Source organism: Brachybacterium sp. UMB0905, assembly GCF_002871795.1.
Lineage (GTDB): Bacteria > Actinomycetota > Actinomycetes > Actinomycetales > Dermabacteraceae > Brachybacterium.
Window position 1 is genome coordinate 22,331 of record NZ_PNHL01000013.1, and the last position, 19,387, is coordinate 41,717.

Below are 19,387 nucleotides of genomic sequence, written 5' to 3' on the forward strand. Positions count from 1 at the left end.
CTGCTGCTCGTGGTTCCAGCTCGAGTATCGCGCACGGTGAGCACTCGTGCACGGCCCGTCACCGACTCGATACGCTGAAGCACATGATCGTCACTGCGGATTCAGGGCCCATCGGATCTCCCACCAGCAAGGACGCAGCGGGGTTCCTGGGCCCTGCAGCCGTGCGCTACACCACCCGGGCGGGAGAGCGCGAGCAGTCTGCGCTGCCGGTCGTGGACGGGGTGGAGGATGTACGCGGACGTACCATCGCCGCGGGGGACTCGCTGCGCTATTACGTCTTTCCCGTGCTTGATGAGGACGCGCAGACCTGGGGCGCCACCTATGTGAGCATCGATCTGCTGCTCGATGACGGCACCCACCTCAGCGACCACGCGCCGAAGGATCAGTACGGCACCGTCGCCACCGCCGCCGGGCTCGGCGATGGGAAGATCCTGTACGCCGATCAGTGGAACGACGTGCAGGTGGACCTCAGCGCGGTCGTCGGCCGCAGCATCCAGGACGTGCTGATCAGCGTCGACGTTCCCGCGCGCGAGAGCGATCCCGCCGACGGGGACGCGGACGAGGAGTTGGGCGGCTGGATCGACGGTCCCTACGTGGGGGCGCTCCCCGCGGACCCGGATGTCGACGACCCGGTCGCATGGGTGGACACCCGACGCGGCACCTATGCCTCCGGGGACTTCTCGCGCGGCAACACCCTGCCGCTGACGGCCTGGCCCAACGGCTTTGCGATGTTCACCCCGGCCACCGATGCGCGCAGCCGCCGCTGGGTGTACGAGTACCACCGCCGCAACGGGGAGGACAACCGGCCGCGCTTGCAGGCCCTCGCGATCTCCCACGCCCCGAGCCCGTGGATGGGTGACCGCCTGCAGTTCTTCCTCATGCCGCTGCTGGGACAGAGCCCCGACGCGAGCCCCGCGGCGCGCGCCCGCGGCTTCGACCACGCCGGGGAGACCGCGCGCCCCGACCTGTACGCGGTGACGCTCGACGGTGGCATCGGCCTGCGTCTGGCGCCCACCGACCATGGCGCGATCACCGAGATCACGCTGCCCGAGACGGCCGACGGCGTGCACTTGCTGCTCGAGGGCCACGACGGCGCCTCTCGCGTGGATGCGGCTGGTGCGGTGTTCGACGGGCAGGTGCAGGCCTGGGTGGATGCGCCCGCGGATGAGCGCGCCGACGGCGCCACCCGCATGTTCATCCATGCCCAGCTGGATCCCGCCCCGATCGCGGCCACCGCAGCGCGCGGGGACAGCGACGGCAGTGTGCTGACCTTCGCTCCCGGCACCACCACGGTCACCGTGCGCCTGGTCACGAGCTTCATCTCCCAGGAGCAGGCGCGGCGCACCTTTGCCCGGGAGCTCGACGGCCGCAGCGTCGAGCAGGTGCGCGAGGCCGCCCATGCCGCCTGGGCCGAGCGCCTGGGCGTGATCGATGCGCCATCGGCCACGCCGCCGCAGCGCCGCACCCTGCTGGGGAACCTCTACCGACTGAACCTGTACCCGAACTCCCACTGGGAGGATGCCGGCAGTGGGGAGCGCCGCGAACCGGTCCATGCCAGCCCCGTGCTGCCGCCCAAGGGAGAGGCCACCGACAGTCGGACCGATGCCCAGGTGGTCCCGGGGCGGATGTACGTCAACCACGGATTCTGGGACACCTACCGCACCGCCTGGCCGGCCTACGCACTGCTGTACCCGGAGCTCGCCGCGGAGCTCGCGGACGGCTTCATCCAGCAGCACCGCGAGGGCGGCTGGATCGCCCGCTGGTCCTCTCCCGGCTACGCCGACTGCATGACCGGCACCTCGAGCGATATCTCCTTCGCCGATCTCCAGGTCAAGGGGGTGCCGCTGCCCGATGCGATGGCTGCGTACACCTCGGGCCTGCGCAATGCCACGGTGGCGCCGGAGCATCCGCGGGTGGGTCGCAAGGGCAATGAGCGCGCCGTCTTCACCGGCTACGTGGACACCGACACCGATGAGTCCGTCTCCTGGGCGCTCGAGGCGCACATCAATGATGTGGGGCTCGCGGAGCAGGCGCGTCTGCTCGCTGCCCGCGCCGCCGCGGACGGTCAGACGGAGCTCGCCGAGCGCCTCGGGGAGGAGTCGCGCTACCTCGCTGCCCGCGCCCAGAACTATCCGCTGCTGTTCGATGAGGCGATCGATTTCTTCCAGGGCCGCCGCCGTGACGGCCAGTTCGCCACGACCCCCGAGGAGTTCGATCCGGAGAGCTGGGGCGGAGACTTCACGGAGACCGATGGCTGGAACTTCGCCTTCCACGTCCCGCACGACGGAGAGGGTCTGGCGGCCCTCTACGGCGGACGCGAGGGGCTGCGGGCAAAGCTCGACGCCTTCTTCGCCACCCCTGAGCGGGCGCAGAAGAAGGGCAGCTACGGGCATGTCATCCACGAGATGGACGAGGCCCGCGCGGTGCGAATGGGCCAGTTCGGGGTCTCCAACCAGCCCAGTCACCACATCCCCTTCCTCTATCACCACGCCGCGGCCCCCGAGCAGGCATCGCGCGTGGTCCGCGAGGTGCAGCGCCGTCTGTTCGTCGGCGAGCAGATCGGGCAGGGCTACCCGGGCGATGAGGACAACGGGGAGATGAGCGCCTGGTGGCTGCTGACGGCGCTGGGTATCTACCCGCTGCAGCTGGGCACGCCGCGCTACCACCTGGTGGCGCCGCTGTTCGACCGCGTCGACGTCACGCCGCTGGGCGGCCCCGCCTTCACGATCACCACCGACGGGGACCCGGGAACCGACGCGGTGTGCATCACCGGTGCGAGCATCCGCGGGGCGGAGCATTCAGGGGCCTGGATCGACCATGAGGACCTGCAGGGGCAGATCCACCTGCGCCTGGGCAGGGAGGCAGGGGCATGGGGCGAGGTGCCGCCCTCGCCCACCGCCCCCGGGGAACGGCCCGCACCGCTCGTGGACCTGCTCGAGCGCGATGCGACAAACCCCCTGCTCGATGATGACTCCACCACCGAGCGCACCTTCGAGACCGCAGCGGTGACCATCGACCTGCCGGAGCTGGCGCAGCCAGGACGCGCCCGTTTCCTCACCCTCACCTCCGGGACGGAAGAGGGCGGGGACCCGATCGCCTGGCGGCTCGAGGGCAGCGCCGACGGCCAGACGTGGGAGGTGCTCGATGAACGCTCCGGGCAGACCTTCCCCTGGCGGCGGCAGACCCGGCCCTTCGAGATCGCCACGCCGCGCGAGTGCACCCGCCACCGCCTGGTGGTCACCACCGCGCAGGGGCCGTTGCGGCTGGCTCAGGTGGAGCTGCTGGCCTGAGACTCCACTGCCGCTGATCGGCCGGGGCCCTCGTGCGGCGGGTGCGCTCGCCGCACGAGGCCATGCTTCCCATCGAGCGCCGTGCCATACCGACGGTCGCGCAGCACCCACGGCCAGGTCATCACCAGCGCCCACACGGCGGCGATCAGCAGGGCCTCCACCAGGAGGTACTGCGGCCAGGGGCCCAGCAGATCCAGGATCGACGGGCCCGCCGGCGCCCGGTTCAGGTACCCGTAGTTGGCTCCCGTGAGCAGGTTGCCGGTGAATGCCATCACCGCCCAGCCCAGGGTGATCACGTAGGCCACCGCGAAACCGCGCCACGTCGGCCGATACCCCAGCCCCCACACCAGCACCACGGGCACCACGATCCCGGCCCCGTGCGCGATCCAGTACTGGAAGAACTCCAGCGGCACCCACACGAAGTAGTTCACATCCGGGGTCAGCACCGACTGCAGGTTCAGCGTGAGCCCCCAGTAGTAGGCGACCACGATCGCCCAGCGCGCCTGCGTGATCATCGCCACCGGCAGCACGAACCGCAGCGCGTCGGAGTAATGCAGCGGCAGGGACTCATCGATGTTCCACGCCCACGGCATGAAGCCCCACGCCGTCCAGAACACAGAGTTTCCCAGCAGCAGCCAGCCGAGCCCGCGCAGCACCCGATCCACGCGCTCGCCGGGCGTCCGCCGCGCCCACAGCACCAGCGCCACCGAGGCCACCACGATGAGCGTCAGCATGCACCAGTGCTCGAGGCCATAGGGGGCCATGCGGCCCAGCGGGGGAGAGTTCATGGGGTGAGTATGCCGGTATTCGGGTGTCCGGGGGCCACGTCGGGAGGCCTATAGAGTGAAGACGCCCCCGATTCCCCGTGGAGGAAACCATGGCACGCCGCGGCTCTGCCCGTCGCCCTGAGATCGATGCATCCCCCGACCGTTCGCGAGAGGCCGACGCAGCCGCCTATGCGGCGGACCGGCGGCGCGCCCTCTTCTCCGCCCGGGAACAGGCCCGTCGTTTCCTTCGAGAAGTGAACTATCCCCACAGTATTCATCCGGCTCTGGTGCCGGGAGTGTCCGTGGAGGACCAAAAAATTCGCTATGGCATCGACAAGGGAATTCTCGGTGTCGTTGGCGCACTGATCATCGGATTCGTCGTGTGGGGCATCGTCGCCCCGCAGCAGGTGTTCGACGTCTCCGGTATCGCATTGAGCTGGGTGATGCAGAACCTCGGCTGGCTGTTCAGCCTGCTAGCGATAGGACTGGTGCTACTTCTGCTGATGCTCGCCTTCTCCCGCTACGGCAAGATCCCGCTGGGTGTGGAGGGTGAAAAACCCGAATATTCCACCGCTTCCTGGGCGGCGATGCTGTTCGCCGCCGGCATTGGGATAGGAATCATCTTCTTCGGTCCCTATGAGCCACTGACCTATTACCTCTCCCCCCCGGCCGGGCGCCCCCTACGACGCCGGCAGCATGAACGCTATGAAGGGCGCGATCGCTCAGTCCGCCCTGCACTGGGGTGTGAACGCCTGGGCGGTGTACGGCATCGTCGGCCTGGCGGTTGCGTACATCTCCTATCGGCGCGGCAGGGTGCCGCTGATGAGCTCGGTGGTTTCGAGCCTGTGGGGCGGTGACCACACTTCTCCTGCCAGCCGCATCATCGACGCGCTCGCGATCATCGCGACTCTGTTCGGAACCGCCGCATCACTCGGGATCGGCGCACTGCAGATCGCCCGCGGCGTGGAGATCGTGGGCGGGCTGGGGGCCGCCGGCAACACCCTGGCCCTCTTCATCATCACCGTGCTGACCATCGGCACGATCATCTCCGCCGTTTCAGGAGTGGCCAGGGGCATTCGCATGCTCTCCAACATCAACATGGTGCTCTCGGTGGGCCTGGCGGTGTTCTTCTTCGTCGTCGGCCCCACCGTGTTCCTCATCAACATCATCCCCGGCGCGATCACCGAATATTTCGGCACCATGCCGGACATGCTCGCGGCGAACATGGCCGAGGGTGAGGATATGCAGGCCTTCCTCTCCGCCTGGACCACCTTCTACTGGGCCTGGTGGGTGAGCTGGGCACCGTTCGTCGGGGTGTTCGTCGCCAAGATCTCCCGCGGCCGCACTATCCGCCAGTTCGTGCTGGGTGTTCTGCTGATCCCCTCGACCATCATCGTTCTGGCTTTCGCCATCCTGGGCGGTACCGCGATCTGGCTCCAGCGCCGCGCCAGCGAGCTCGACGAGCTGGGGAACACGGTCGGCATCGCCGCTTCGGAGGGGGCGATCGCCCCCGACGGGACGACGGACTCCTTGCCGCTGCCCGCCGAGATCTTCTACGCCGTGGTGGACCAGCTACCTGGCGGTGGACTCGTCGCGACAGCCGTCATCGTGGTCCTGGCGATCTTCTTCATCACCACCGCGGACTCCGCGTCCCTGGTCAACTCGCAGCTGTCCCAGGGCGGCAACCCCAACCCGAATCGGCTGGTGACGGCGTTCTGGGTGCTGTGCATGTCCGGGATTGCCGTGGTGATCCTGCTGTTCGGGGGCGAGAACGCGCTATCGGGTCTGCAGAACCTCGTGGTGGTGACCGCTACCCCCTTCGCGGTGATCCTTGTGGCGATGGCGGTGGCACTGGTCAAGGAACTTCGATATGACCCCATGGCGATCCGCGACCACTTCCAGGATGCCGCGCTGGAGAACGCGGTGAAGCAGGGCGTGACCGAGTATGGCGATCACTTCGCGCTGGCGATCGAACCGACCACCACTGACAGCGAGTACGCGACCGGAGGGGATTTCGATTCCACCGCCCCGGAGTTCACCGAGTGGTACACCCGCACCGACGAAGACGGCAATCCGGTGGAGTATGACTACGAGCGCGGCCAGTACATCGAACCGGCGGGCGAAAGCCCGACGGGGGCCGATACCCCGCGCGACTGACCCCCAGCCGTTCCCGCTACGATCACCTCACCCGATGGATCCAGCACCCCAGGAGACGCGACCCGATGACCGAGGCCCAGCCCGCCTACCACGCCGATTCCTCTGACCTGGTGGACAAGGAGGTGCTGACCTGGGAGCGGTTCGGCACCGCCACGAGGGAGCTCGCGCAGGCCGTCGCGGATTCCGACTTCAGCCCGGAGATCATCATCGCGGTGGCGCGCGGCGGTCTGCTGCCGGCCGGCGGGCTCTCCTATGCGCTGGGTGTGAAGCTCTCCGATGCGATCAACGTGGAGTTCTACACCGACGTCCATGAGACGCTGCCGGACCCGGTGCTGCTGGCCCCGATGCTGGACACCGAATCCATCAAGGGCAAGAGACTCCTGGTGGTCGACGATGTCGCGGACTCCGGGCGCACCCTCGCTCTGGTGCTCGATCTGCTGCGGGACATGGGCGCCGATGCGCGCAGCGCCGTGCTGTACGCGAAGTCCGCCTCCGTGGTGGACCCGGACTTCGTATGGCACCGCACCGATGAGTGGATCGTCTTCCCGTGGTCGGCGCAGCCGCCGGTCACTCCTGGTGGGGGCGCTGCGGGCTGACCGCGCGCGAACCCGAGGCAGGGCCCTGGGCGGTGTCTGCGGCGGAGTCGCTGGGATGGCCTGCTGAGCTCGCAGCAGTGCTGGGCACGTCGGCATCTGCAGCCGCATCGTGCCCGTCCTCGTTCGCGTGGTGCCCGATGGGCAGCAGGTGCATGATCCCCGCGGCGACCAGGCCGATCACCAGGCCGAACAGGAACGAGAAGAACGTGTTGACCAGCCACGCGAGTGCCGTGCCGACACCGGCGACGCCGTGGACCTGCTCCTCGAGGTGGTGCACGAAACCGTAGGGCTGAGCGAGCCCCAGATCGTGGGTGCCCACCAGCAGGATGTGCCCACCCACCCACAGCATCGCGACCATGCCCACGTAGCTGATGACCTTCATGACGGTCGGCATCCCCTGCACCAGGCCGGTGCCGAACCTGCGCTTCGCCGCGGAAGCGTCCTCATCACGGGCCATCGCCAGGCCGATGTCGTCCATCTTCACCAGGATCGCCACCGCCCCGTACACCAGGGCGGTGATGCCGATCGCGATGACCACGAGCACCGCAGCGCGCATCCACACGCTGTCGGTGTCCACCGAGTTCATGGAGATCACCATGATCTCCGCGGAGAGGATGAGGTCGGTGCGCACCGCGCCCTTGACCACCGTGTCCTCCGCATCAGTGCCCGTCGCAGCTGCGGGCGCCTTCTTCTCGACACCCCGGACCAGCTCGATGATCTTTTCCGCGCCCTCGAAGGAGAGGTACAGGCCGCCCAGCATCAGCAGCGGTGTCAGCAGCCAGGGGGCGAACACGCTCAGCAGCAGCAGGATCGGCAGGATGATCAGCAGCTTGTTGCGCAGCGACCCCTTGGTGATCCGCCAGATGATCGGCAGCTCCCGCTTGGGCTTGATGCCCTGCACATACTGCGGCGTGACCGCCGCGTCGTCGATCACCACACCAAGTGCCTTCGTCCCGGCGCGGCTCGAGGCCGCTGCCACATCATCGGCGCTCGCGGCGGCCAGGCGCGCGAGCGCGGCGACGTCATCGAGCAGTGCGGCAAGTCCACCGGCCATCGGATCCTTCTTCCCCTCGGGCAGCACCGCGGTCGCGGCTCGGCACAGAATAGCGGCCCGGGGCACAGGATCCTGCCCTACAGTGGCCCGGGCTCGGGAGGCGCTCGGGCCGCACAGCAAGGAGCGGCAGTGGACGGCATGCGCACGTGGCTGGGGGTGACATCCCTGGCCGTGGGGATCTTCGTGCTCATCACCGTCGAGGAGCTGCCCATCGGGGTGCTCTCGGTGATGGCCCCGGATCTGGGGGTCAGCGAGGGCGTCGCGGGGCTCGCGGTGACCGTCCCCGGCGTGCTCGCCGCCCTCGTGGCGATGTCCACACCCCTGCTGGTCCGGGGGCTGGACCGGCGCCTGGTGCTCATCATCGCTCTGCTCAGCGTGGTGATCTCCTGCGCTCTCAGCATCATCGCCCCGAGCTTCGGATGGCTGCTGCTGGCACGACTGTTCGCCGGGGTGTCCATCGGCCTGTACTGGGCGGTCCTCCCGATCGTGGCAATGGGCCAGGTGGAGCCCCACCGCGTCCCTGCCGCGCTGACGCTCGCCTTCAGCGGCACCGGCGGTGCGCTCGTGCTGGGCGTGCCCACCGCCGCATGGATCGGCTCCCACGTGGGCTGGCGCGCCTCCTTCGCGGTGGTGGGAGCCGTCGCAGCCCTCGTCGCCGTGGCTATCCTGCTGCTGGTCCGGCCGGTCCACTCCCGGCAGGCCGTCACCCCCTCCATGATGCGCACCGCTCTGACCACCCGGGCCGTGCGCTACGTGCTGGCCTTCACGGGCCTCGGCGTGGTGGGCCAGTTCGCCACCTACAGCTATGTCAGCCCGCTGCTGGTCCAGCGCGCCCAGGTGCCGCTGCGCGATCTCGGGCTGCTTCTGCTGCTGTTCGGCATCGCCGGGCTGATCGGAAACTTCGCCGTCGGCCCGCTGATCCGCCGCAGCGCTCCACTCGCGGTGCTGGTGGTGATCGGCGGGACCCTCGCAGCGTTGCTCGCCGTGCTCGTGCTGGTGCACTCACCGGGGGCCGCGATGATCGTCATGCCGCTGTGGGGGCTGTGCGTCGGGGCGGTGTCCGTCAGCGTGCAGGCGTTCATCACCGCCGAAGCCCCGGAGGTCCTCGAGGAAGGCACCGCGCTGAACAGCGCCATGTTCAACGCCTCCATCGCCGTCGGGGCACTGATGGGAGGCATGGTCCTGGACCGCGCCGGAATGGATCCGATGATCCTCACCTCGGTGATCCTGGTCGGAGCGGCGACGGTGCTGGCCGCCGATTACCTGCGCCGACTGGGGGCACGGCCCGCCCGGCCCTGACTCACGGCAGGGCGGGGCGGGACGCGCTCAGCGCGGAGAGCTCATTCGTTGTCCCCGCCGGTGTCGAGCCCGGCGGCTGCGGCATCGCCGCCGTCATCCCACTGCCAGGCGGCGATCTCCGGCAGGTCCTCGCCCTCGGCGTACGCGTAGGCCCGTGCGCGCAGCCGCTCGTCCTCCATCCGCTGGCGCAGGCTCGCGTAGCGGGTCCCGAGCCCGTCGACCCGGTCGATCACGTCCATCACCAGGTGGAAGCGGTCCGTGTCGTTGCGCATGAGCATGTCGAAGGGCGTGGTGGTGGTGCCCTCCTCCTTGTAGCCGCGCACGTGCATTCGCGAGTGGCGGTCGTGCCGGTAGGCCAGGCGATGGATCAGCCACGGGTAACCGTGGTAGGCGAAGATCACCGGGATGTCCTCGCCGAAGTACCCCTCGAAGTCCTTCTGCGACAGCCCGTGCGGGTGCTCGGTGTCGTCCTGGAGACGCATCAGGTCCACGACGTTGATCACGCGCACCTTGAGGCCGGGGACCTCCTCGCGCAGGATCTTCGCCGCCGCGAGCACCTCGATCGTCGGGATGTCGCCGGCAGCGGCGAGGACCACGTCGGGCTCTTGCCCGGCCACCTCGGTGCCCGCCCATTCCCAGACTCCCAGGCCGCGCGCGCAGTGCAGCACGGCCTCATCCATGCTCAGCCAGTTCGGGTTCGGCTGCTTTCCGGCCACCACCACGTTCACGTACTGCTTCGAGCGCAGGCAGTGGTCATAGGTGGACAGCAGCGTGTTCGCATCCGGCGGCAGGTACACCCGCACGATCTCCGCCTTCTTGTTGACCATGTGATCGATGAAGCCGGGGTCCTGGTGCGAGAAGCCGTTGTGGTCCTGCCTCCACACATGGGAGCTCAGCAGGTAGTTCAACGAGGCGATGGGGCGGCGCCACTCGATCTCGTTCGTGACCTTCAGCCACTTGGCGTGCTGGTTCACCATCGAGTCGACGATGTGGATGAAGGCCTCGTAGGAGGAGAACATGCCGTGGCGGCCGGTGAGCAGGTAGCCCTCGAGCCACCCCTGGCACTGGTGCTCGGAGAGCATCTCCATCACGCGGCCCGCACGGGCCAGATGCTCCTGGTGGTCATGGTCCTCGAAGTCCGCATTCCACTGCTTGTCGGTGACCTCGTAGACGGCCTGCAGACGGTTCGAGGCGGTCTCATCCGGCCCGAAGATGCGGAAGGTCGTGGGGTTATCCCGCGCGACGTCCCGCAGGAAGGTGCCCAGCACCTTCGTGGCCTCGGCGAGAGTGCCGCCCGGACCGGGCACGTCCACGGCGTAGTCGCGGAAGTCAGGCATCCGCAGCGGGGCGAGGACCGATCCGCCGTTGGTGATGGGGTTCGCCGACATGCGCAGCTCCCCCTCCGGGGCCGTCTGCGCGATCTCCTCGCGCAGGCGGCCGCCCTCGTCGAACAGCTCCTCGGGGCGATACGACCGCATCCAGTCATCGAGGTCGCGCAGGTGCTCCTCGGTGTCGCGGGCGTTCGCGAGCGGCACCTGGTGGGAACGCCAGGAGCCTTCGGTCTGCTGCCCGTCGATCTCCTTCGGCCCGGTCCATCCCTTCGGGGTGCGGAAGATGATCATCGGCCAGGCCGGACGCACGGTCTCGCGGCCGGCCTCGGCGTCCTCCGCCGCCTGTCGCTTGATCGCGGCGATCGCATCCAGTGCCTGGTCCATGACCTTTGCGAACCGGCGGTGGATGGAGAGATGGTCCTCGTCGTCGAACCCGGCGGTGAAGACCAGGGGATCGTGGCCGTAGCCGCGCATCAGCGAGACCAGCTCGTCCTCCCCGATACGGGCCAGCAGCGTGGGATTGGCGATCTTGTAGCCGTTCAGGTGAAGGATCGGCAGCACCACGCCGTCCTGCTGGGGATTCACGAACTTGTTCGAGTGCCAGGAGGTGGCGAGCGGGCCGGTCTCCGCCTCGCCGTCTCCCACCACGGTGAAGGCGATCTGATCGGGGTTGTCGAACATCGCACCGTAGGCATGGGAGAGGGAATAGCCCAGCTCCCCGCCTTCGTGGATCGAGCCGGGCGTCTCCGGTGCCACATGCGAGGGAACCCCGCCGGGGAAGGAAAACTGGGTGAACAGCCGCTTCAGGCCCTCCTCGTCCTCGCCGACCGCGGGGTAGACCTCGGAGTACGTGCGCTCGAGGTACGTGGCGGCCACGAGCCCGGGCCCGCCGTGACCCGGACCGGTCACGTACATGGCATGCAGGTCGCGCTGCCGGATCGCCCGGTTGGCGTGCGCGTAGAGGAAGGTGAGTCCCGGGGTGGTGCCCCAGTGCCCCAGCAGCCTCGGCTTGACGTGCTCGCGCTGCAGCGGGCGGCGCAGCAGGGGATTGTCCTTGAGGTAGATCTGTCCCACCGAAAGGTAGTTGGCGGCGCGCCACCAGGCGTCGAGCCGCTCGAGGTCCTTCTTCTGCGGGGCGGAGGCGGGGGAGTCCGGCCAACGGGGGATCGTGGTCATGGTGTCAGAGCACCTTTCCGAGTCGACGTGCCCGCGGCGCTGCCGCGGGAAGTTGTCTTCCACCGTACGGCGCGAGGGAAGTGACAGGAAGGGATGTCCGGAGCTGGTGGCGCCTCGGGGCGACCCGTCGGGGAGAGGTGCGCAGAGGGACGATAAGGCGCAGATGAGAGTCTTTTCAGAGGAAGGCCGACGCTAGTGTGGAGCCTTTACGCTGGTCACATCGCAGACATCGTGGCGCCCGTGTCCGGGCGTCAGGAATCAGGAGGGCCCCCTGAACCGCGCCCTCATCCGCCCCGCCCCGCTGCGAGCTGCTGCCGCTGGTCTGCTCGCCCTGGCATTCGCCACCGGCTGCAGCGCCGGCAGCGAGGAGCAGGGCGACGCCACTGACGCCCCCGGCATCGGCCAAGAGGAGGGCGACGCCGACGCTGAAGACCCGGCCGCGAGCGGCGGCGGTGACGACCAGGCGAGCGACGGCGGTGGTGCCGCGGCGAGCGACGGCTGGGGAGAGACTGCAGAGGACACCGCAGCGGCCGCGCCCCTGCCGGCCGACGCGGACCTCGCGACCGAGGCGCTGCCCGTCCCGGCCGAGGAGGCGGTGCGGATCGCGACCGAGGCAGCCGGTGGGGGCGATCTGGTGCAGATCGACATCGATCACGAGGACGGCAGCTGGCAGTGGGAGGTCGAGCTCGCCGCCGACACCGTGCGTCACGACGTCACCGTGGACGCGACCACCGGCGATGTCGTCGAGCAGGAACAGGACGACGAGGACGAGCAGGATCCTATCGTGGATGTCACCACGCCTCTGGCCTGGCAGGACGCCCTGGACCTCGCGGTTCAGGAGGTGCCCGGCGCGGTCAGCGGCTGGGTGCTGGACTCCGACGACGGCGTGATCGCCTATGAGATCGACATCGAGCGCGAGGACGGCGGCGACGTCGACGTCCTCGTGGAGGTCGAAAGCTCTCAGGTGACCGTCGACGACTGATCGGGCGACGTGACGCAGCGGGGGCGGGGTCGATGACCCCGCCCCCGCTGTGTCGCTGCACCGCACGTGATCAGCGCGGAGCGATCACCGCAGTCCCGTCGGCGTCTCGGTGCATGACCTCCTTGCCCGCCTGCCACACCCGTTCGGTGCGGTGGCGCACGTCCAAGGGGTCGCCCTCCCACAGCACGAGGTCCGCCTCCTTGCCCTCAGCGATCGAGCCGATGCGGTCCGCGAGCCCCAGCACCTCGGCGGGATTCAGGGTGATCGCCCGCAGCGCAGCGGCCGGATCCATGCCGTGCTTGACCGCGAGCGCCGCCTGATGGACCAGGAACTCGATGGGCACCACCGGGTGGTCGGTGATGATCGAGACCTTCACCCCAGCCGCGGTGAGGATCCCCGGTGCCTTCGGGGTGCGCTCACGCACCTCCACCTTCGAGCGGGAGACGATCAGCGGCCCGTACAGCACCGGAACTCCCGCGGCGGCGATGCGGTCGGCGATCAGGTAGGACTCGGTGCCATGGTCCAGCACCAGCTCGTAGCCGAACTCCTCCGCGATGCGCAGCGCGGTGGCGATGTCATCGGCCCGGTGTGAGTGCTGCCGCCAGGGGATCTCCCGCGCCAGCACCTTCGCGAGTGCATCGGAGACCAGATCCGGATCCCGCTCATCCTCCGGCTTCGCCGCCCAGGCGCGGGCTTTCGCGAACGCTTGCCGGATCGTCAGAGCCACGCCCAGGCGCGTGGCGGGAGTGCGCTTCTGCTCGCCGTAGACCCGCTTCGGATTCTCGCCGAGCGCCGCCTTGATGCCCGAGGGTTCGCGCAGCACCATCTCGTCGACCACCCGGCCGTGTGTGCGCAGCGCGACCGCCAGCCCGCCGATGGGATTGCCCGAACCGGGGTTGACGTTCACCGCGGTGATGCCGCCTTCGATCGCGTCATCGAACCCGATCTCCATCGGGTTGATCGCATCGATCGCGCGGGCCGCGGCCATTACCGGGTCGGTCATCTCATTGGTGTCCTGCCCGGCCCAGCCCTCACCCTCCTCATGGACCCCCAGGTGGACATGGGCGTCGACGAACCCGGGCAGCAGCCACGCCCCGCCTGCATCGATCACCGCAGCGCCGTCGGGGATCGGGGCGTCGGGGCCGAGCGCAGTGATGCGGTCGCCGGTGACCACGACGGCGCCGTCGAAGGGCTCGGACTCGATCGGGACGACGTGGGCGTTGGTGATGGCAAAGGTGTCGGGTGTGCTCATGGCATGACCCTGTGCGGCGGCGGGCAGGACGTCAAGTCCGGTCCTGGCGCGGGATCACTCCTGGTGGCGTCTGGCCGGGATGGTGCTCGTGGTGTTCGCGGTGGCGGCGATGGTGCTGCTGGGCGTGCAGTACAACCTGGTCGCCGCGCAGCTGCGTTTCTGAGCGAGGCACCGGATGCGGTGGCACTGACGGGTGGGGTGCGGGGCCGCAGGGCCGACGGATGCTCTGCCCGTCGGCCCCGGTGCGCGGTACCCTGCGGGGATGTCGAAGCAGACGAAGGCGAAGAAGTCCGGTGCGAAGGCCCGCCCGCACGGCTACGAGATCCCCTCGGGCTGGACCGGGGACGTCACCGAATTCGATCCTCGGGCCACCCCCGGGTTCGACGGCGGCAAGAAGCAGGGCAAGCAGCTGCTCGCCGAGCGCTCCGAGAAGCTCTCCGAGCTGCAGGAGCGCCTGTACGCCGCGCACCACGGCGCGGACGGCGGGCGGTCCGTGCTGCTCGTGGTGCAGGGCATGGATACCTCCGGCAAGGGCGGCATCATGCGTCATGTGGTGGGGCAGGTGGATCCGCAGGGCGTCGAGATCGCCGCGTTCAAGGCCCCCACCGCGGAGGAGAAGAAGCACGACTTCCTGTGGCGGATCCGCAAGCGTCTGCCGCAGCCCGGCCTCATCGGTGTCTTCGACCGCTCCTACTACGAGGACGTGCTCATCCACCGGGTCCACGGCTGGGCCGACGCCGGTGAGATCCGCGAGCGCTACACCGCGATCAACGCCTTCGAGCGTGAGCTCGCCAAGGACGGCATCGCCGTTATCAAGGTCATGCTGCACATCTCCCACGCCGAGCAGGGTCAGCGCCTCATGGAACGCCTCGAGCGGGCGGACAAGCACTGGAAGTTCAATCCCGGGGACGTCGATGAGCGCAGCCACTGGGAGGACTACATGGAGGCGTACACCCGCGCGCTGCGGGCCACCTCCACCGTCGGCACCCCGTGGCACGTGATCCCGGCGGATCGCAAGTGGTTCGCGCGTCTGGCGGTCCAGCAGCTGCTGCTGGATGCACTCGAGGAGATCGACCCGCAGTGGCCCGTGGCGGAATTCGACGTGGCCGAGCAGATGGAGCGCCTGCGCGCCACCATGGCCTGAGCGAGAAGCTGCCATCCTTCCGCGGACCTGCCGGTTCAGGGGGGACCTTGTGCCCGCGGCGAGTCCGCGTGAGGATGGGGCCATGGCTTCCATCACCTTTCAGAACAACCCCGTGACCACCATCGGCGAGCTGCCGGCCACCGGCAGCAGCCTGCCTGCCTTCGAGCTTGTGGGCACTGACCTCAGCGCCGTGCGGAGCGAGGACCTCGCTGGTCAGCGCCTCGTGCTGAACATCTTCCCGTCGGTGGACACCGGCACCTGCGCCATGTCCGTGCGAGCCTTCAACAAGCTCGCCGAGGAGCTGCCGAACACCCGCGTGGTGTGCGTGTCCAAGGATCTGCCGTTCGCGCAGGACCGCTTCTGCGGCGCCGAGGGCATCGAGAACGTCACCACCGCGAGCGCCTTCCGCTCCTCCTTCGGTGAGGACTTCGGCGTGACCATGACCGATGGTCCGCTCGCCGGGCTGCTCTCCCGCGCGGTGGTCATCGCCGATGAGAACGGCAAGGTCATCTACACCCAGCAGGTCCCCGAGATCGCCGACGAGCCCGACTACGACGCGGCGAAGGCGGCTCTGTCCTGAACGGCTGCATCTGCGCGGTGCGTGCTCGATGAGCATCCTGGACATCTCCTGCGCCCGGGTGCGGGATCTGCTGGACGACGGCGGTCCCGCCCCGGGCGAGCATCGCGCCCTGGTGGATCGCTTGTGGCCGCGGGGAGTGCGCAAGGACCGCCTGGCCCTGACCGAGTGGACGAAAGACGTCGCGCCCAGCACGGAGCTGCGTCGAGCCTTCCACCACGATGAGCTGAGCTTTGAGCAGTTCTCCGCGCAGTATCGCGAAGAGCTCACCGCCTCCGGGGAGGCTGAGGCGCTCGCCGAGCGAGCCCGCAACGCAGGTGCTGATCACCTGGTTATCGTCTACGCGGCACGTGATCCCGAGCGCAACCATGCCCGGGTGCTCGCCACCCACCTCACCTCCAGGGCCTGAGCCGGGATCACGGCCGCGACAGGGCGGCGGCGCTCAACCCCGCTCGGGGGACAGATAGTCTCGACCCCTGTGGAACCCCTCTCCCTGCTCGTCCTGTTCACCATGGCGGTGATGGCAGGGGCGATCAATGCCGCCGTCGGCTCAGGATCGCTGCTGACCCTGCCCGTCCTGTTGGCGATCGGCGTGCCGCCGGGAGCTGCGGTGCGGACCAACACCATCGGCATGGTGTTCTCCACCCTCGGCTCCTCCTTTGGCTATCGCCGGGAGATCGCAGCGGAGAAGGAGCAGCTGGCGCCGCTGGTGATCACGACCTCGCTGTGCGCCACCGCAGGAGCGATGCTGCTGCTCGTCTCCCCCTCGGGGGCCCTGGACGTGGTGGTCCCGGTGCTGATCGTCGTGGCGCTGGCGATGGTGGTGTTTCAGAAACCGCTCACCCGTGCCCTGCGCGGACGGCAGGACCGGCCGTGGATCGCTGCCCGCGGCGGGGAGGCCGCCGACGGCGCTGAGGACGCGAAGACGGTCCCGTCGGCCGCCTCGCATGACCTCTCCCCCTACCGGCAGCGCGGACTCGTGGCCGCGATGGGAGCGGCGAGCGTGTACGGCGGATACTTCACCGCCGCGCAGGGCGTGCTGTACCTGGGAGTGCTCGGCATCTTCACCGGCCGCACCATGGGCTCGGTCAACGCGGTGAAGAACCTGCTGAGCCTCGTGGTCAATGTCGCCGCGGCGCTCGTCTACCTCGTGGCGCACCTGTGGTGGGGAGCTGCCGTGCTGTGGAGCGCGACCGCAGCGATCGCGGTGGGATCTCTGCTGGGCGGCTACTTCGGCGCCCACCTGGCCAAACGAATGCCTGAGTGGCTGCTGCGCGGTGTCATTGTGCTTGTCGCGCTGGTGGCGCTCGTGCGGCAGGTGATGTGAGAGCTGGTCGGCGGCAGACTCCATCGGGCCCGCCGGGCTCATCAGCCCCATCGGCCCTATAAGCCCCATCGACCCCATCGGGCCCGCCGGACCTGGTGGCGGGTTGAGCACAGCTGGAGGGCTGGCACAGCGGCTCGCAGCAGATGGCAGGGCCCGGATCCGTGTGGAACCGGGCCCTGCGCTCACCCCGCCCCCGGGGTGGTCTTCACAGCGTCAGTGACGCTGGGTATCGGGGCGATCCTGCTCGCGCAGGCCGTCGCGGCCGGTGCGGTCTCCATCGCGGTCGACCTCGACCTCCTCGCGCGCGACGTCGGTGCGGACGGTCTCGGTGTCCTGCACCGACTGCTTGCCCAGCGAGACGTTCTCCGTGGCCACGGTCTCCTTGTCGACGACCGGGCGCTCCTCGTGGAGGGCCACCTCGATCTCGCCCTCGGAGAGCTCGGCGCCGTCGGCCTCGCCGGAGGCGGGAGTGCGCTCAAGGACGACCTCCTCGTGCTCCACCGGGACTTCCACCTGCTCGGTGTCGGTCACGACGTACTTGCGCAGGCGCACACGGCCGGTCTCGCGACGCTCGGTGCCCACGTTCACACGCTCCTCATGGAGGGTGGTGGAGGCGCCGTCCCCGTCGCGCACACCATCGCGCACACCGTCGCGGTCGTGGTCCATGCCCGCTCCCGCGCCAGCGCCAGCCGCTCCCGCAGCACCTGCGGCACCGGCGGTTGCACGGTCGCGATCATCCAGCCCGTGATCGCGGCGGTCGTCGCGCAGGCCCTCCTGGTCGCGGCGGTCATCGTGCAGGTCGCCATCGCGGCGGTCGTCGCGCAGGCCCTCCTGGTCACGGCGATCATCGTGCAGGTCGCCATCGCGGCGGTGGTTGCCGTGCGCCTGACCCGGGATGTCGGAGTCGGACACGCCGTAGTAGCGGTAGAGCTCATCCTCCTGCTCGGGGGTGATCTCGCCATCCTCATCCACGTTCGGAGCGTCCTTGATGAAGGACTTCTCGTAGGGGACGCTGATCGTGCCGGACTCGACCCTCGCCTCCGCCAGCGGGATGAAGGTCTCCTTGGTGCCGAACAGGCCGGTGTTCACGGTGACCCACGAGGGGGCATGGCCGTCCTGGGTGACGAACAGCTGCTTGACGTCGCCCACCGACGCACCGGTGGAGTCGACCACCTTGGCGTTCTGCAGATCAGCGGGGGAGAGGTTGTCAGCGGTCATGACTGTGTCCTTCCTGCTTCCAGGGTCTGAAACCGCAGCGAGGGCCGCGGCTGGCTCGCGCCACAGCCCCGACCCTATTGACGACGGTCACGAGACGGGGACGATTGCTCGTTCCGCCGCCCAGCTCTTGCGTCGAGGCGTCTTCTGCGGTACGCGACAGCTGTCCGGGTGTCACAAGGGAGACTGACCGCTCGGCAGGGAAGGGGGTCGCGCCCCGTTTACGCTCCAGTCGCCCGCGGTTTATCTGCCTACCAATAGGTTGAGCAGATATCCCCGACGGCGTCGGGCGCTGCGTTGCTGTGTCGGCTGTACGGCGGTGTCTGCTGCACGGCGCTCCTGGGTGGACCGGGTCAGCGCAGGAACGGCAGTACCTGCTCGAGCACCGGGCCTGCCGGGGCCAGGGTGATGCCGTGATCGCGGCCCACGAGCGGGACGAACCGGGCCTGCGGCATCGCCTGAGCTGCCTGCTGTGACTGCTCGTAGCGGGGGTGATCCTCGGTCCCGGCCATCCAGAGGGCCGGCGCGGCCACCTGGGCAAGCACCTCGGGCGGGATCTCGTCGGCAGCATCGGTTGCGGTGAACAGCGCCGCCATCGCCTGCGGATCGGCCCGCAGGAACGCGAAGCGGGTGGACTGCGCCAGAGGATCCGTGCGATCCGCGGTCAGGCCCTGCCGATCGGCGAACGCCTCCATCCCCTCCCGGGCCAGCGTCTCGATCACGCCGGGAAAGAACAGCTGCTCGAGCGCGCCCTGCTGGGCGGCAGCGCTCCCGCCCAGCAGCACCAGGCGCTCCACCCGCGCGGGATGCTCGACCGCCGTGGCCAGCGCCACGCGTGCTCCCAGGGAATAGCCCAGCAGATGCGCCCGCGAGAATCCCGCATCATCGAGCACGCTCAGCACGTCCTCGACCTGCACGCCCGTCGCATACGCGGCCGGGTCGACGGGCTTGCCGGAGGTGCCGTGCCCCCGCAGATCCATCCGCAGCACCTCGCGCTCGGCCCGCAGCGCCTCCACATAGCCCAGGCCCCGCCAGAGCGCCCGGGAGAGCACGGAGCCGTGCAGCAGGAGCACTGGGGTGGCATCAGGGGACGCAGCGGGGCCGGCGCTCGCGCGGTCGTAGACCAGCACGGTGCCATCGGCACGGGACGACACGCGGTGAGACATGACCCCATTGTCCTCGTCAGCGTTGTCATAGACGACGGCGGGCCGGGGCCCACG

General features: G+C 69.1%; 14 protein-coding genes and 1 pseudogene. 9 read left to right on the top strand and 6 right to left on the bottom strand.

Going from position 1 to position 19,387, the window contains the following annotated elements; translation table 11 throughout:
* Positions 1-83: 83 nt before the first annotated feature.
* Entirely contained in the window at positions 84-3,290 is a 3,207-nt protein-coding gene (locus CJ197_RS11980; RefSeq protein ID WP_102236982.1) for a GH92 family glycosyl hydrolase, read from the top strand.
* Here CJ197_RS11980 and CJ197_RS11985 read toward each other — a convergent pair.
* The gene (locus CJ197_RS11985; RefSeq protein WP_233190906.1) at positions 3,269-4,078 is read right to left on the bottom strand and encodes a TIGR02206 family membrane protein; all 810 of its coding nucleotides are present in this window, start codon (positions 4,076-4,078) and stop codon (positions 3,269-3,271) included. The two genes, CJ197_RS11980 and CJ197_RS11985, sit on opposite strands and share 22 nt — an antisense overlap.
* 89 nt (positions 4,079-4,167) lie before the next feature.
* Here CJ197_RS11985 and CJ197_RS11990 point away from each other — a divergent pair.
* A pseudogene (locus CJ197_RS11990) lies at positions 4,168-6,214 on the top strand (BCCT family transporter).
* Between the two features lie 65 nt (positions 6,215-6,279).
* On the top strand, positions 6,280-6,810 hold the full coding sequence (locus CJ197_RS11995; RefSeq protein ID WP_102236984.1) for a phosphoribosyltransferase: 531 nt from the start codon (positions 6,280-6,282) through the stop codon (positions 6,808-6,810).
* Here CJ197_RS11995 and CJ197_RS12000 read toward each other — a convergent pair.
* Entirely contained in the window at positions 6,782-7,864 is a 1,083-nt protein-coding gene (locus CJ197_RS12000; RefSeq protein WP_102236985.1) for a DUF808 domain-containing protein, read from the bottom strand. The genes CJ197_RS11995 and CJ197_RS12000 overlap by 29 nt on opposite strands.
* A 138-nt stretch (positions 7,865-8,002) precedes the next feature.
* Here CJ197_RS12000 and CJ197_RS12005 point away from each other — a divergent pair, with 138 nt between their 5' ends.
* The gene (locus tag CJ197_RS12005) at positions 8,003-9,163 is read left to right on the top strand and encodes an MFS transporter (protein WP_102237034.1); all 1,161 of its coding nucleotides are present in this window, start codon (positions 8,003-8,005) and stop codon (positions 9,161-9,163) included.
* A 41-nt stretch (positions 9,164-9,204) separates the two neighbouring features.
* On the opposite strand, the gene CJ197_RS12010 is transcribed toward CJ197_RS12005, so the two are convergent.
* Complete coding sequence (locus tag CJ197_RS12010) at positions 9,205-11,670, bottom strand: phosphoketolase (protein WP_102236986.1); 2,466 nt, start codon at positions 11,668-11,670, stop codon at positions 9,205-9,207.
* Between the two features lie 571 nt (positions 11,671-12,241).
* Here CJ197_RS12010 and CJ197_RS15620 point away from each other — a divergent pair.
* Positions 12,242-12,652, top strand: a complete 411-nt coding sequence (locus CJ197_RS15620) for a PepSY domain-containing protein (protein ID WP_255407883.1) — start codon at positions 12,242-12,244, stop codon at positions 12,650-12,652.
* A 70-nt stretch (positions 12,653-12,722) separates the two neighbouring features.
* Here the strand turns inward: CJ197_RS15620 and CJ197_RS12020 are convergent, their stop codons facing one another.
* Positions 12,723-13,904, bottom strand: a complete 1,182-nt coding sequence (locus CJ197_RS12020; RefSeq protein ID WP_102236988.1) for an amidohydrolase — start codon at positions 13,902-13,904, stop codon at positions 12,723-12,725.
* A gap of 262 nt (positions 13,905-14,166) precedes the next feature.
* On the opposite strand from CJ197_RS12020, the gene CJ197_RS12025 reads away from it, so the two are divergent.
* From CJ197_RS12025 to CJ197_RS12040, 4 genes are all read left to right on the top strand, one after another.
* A complete protein-coding gene (locus CJ197_RS12025; protein WP_102236989.1) occupies positions 14,167-15,048 on the top strand; it encodes a PPK2 family polyphosphate kinase in 882 nt (293 codons plus the stop codon).
* 82 nt (positions 15,049-15,130) lie between these two features.
* Complete coding sequence (tpx, locus tag CJ197_RS12030; protein ID WP_102236990.1) at positions 15,131-15,628, top strand: thiol peroxidase; 498 nt, start codon at positions 15,131-15,133, stop codon at positions 15,626-15,628.
* Between the two features lie 28 nt (positions 15,629-15,656).
* Positions 15,657-16,034 carry a DUF488 domain-containing protein gene (locus CJ197_RS12035; RefSeq protein ID WP_102236991.1) on the top strand — a complete coding sequence of 126 codons (378 nt, stop codon included), beginning with the start codon at positions 15,657-15,659 and terminating at the stop codon, positions 16,032-16,034.
* A gap of 69 nt (positions 16,035-16,103) precedes the next feature.
* Complete coding sequence (locus CJ197_RS12040; RefSeq protein WP_102236992.1) at positions 16,104-16,952, top strand: sulfite exporter TauE/SafE family protein; 849 nt, start codon at positions 16,104-16,106, stop codon at positions 16,950-16,952.
* A gap of 213 nt (positions 16,953-17,165) precedes the next feature.
* On the opposite strand, the gene CJ197_RS12045 is transcribed toward CJ197_RS12040, so the two are convergent.
* Positions 17,166-18,170: a DUF2382 domain-containing protein gene (locus tag CJ197_RS12045; RefSeq protein ID WP_102236993.1), complete on the bottom strand. Its 1,005-nt coding sequence runs from the start codon at positions 18,168-18,170 to the stop codon at positions 17,166-17,168.
* Between the two features lie 350 nt (positions 18,171-18,520).
* On the bottom strand, positions 18,521-19,333 hold the full coding sequence (locus CJ197_RS12050) for an alpha/beta fold hydrolase (RefSeq protein WP_102236994.1): 813 nt from the start codon (positions 19,331-19,333) through the stop codon (positions 18,521-18,523).
* Between the last annotated feature and the right edge of the window lie 54 nt (positions 19,334-19,387).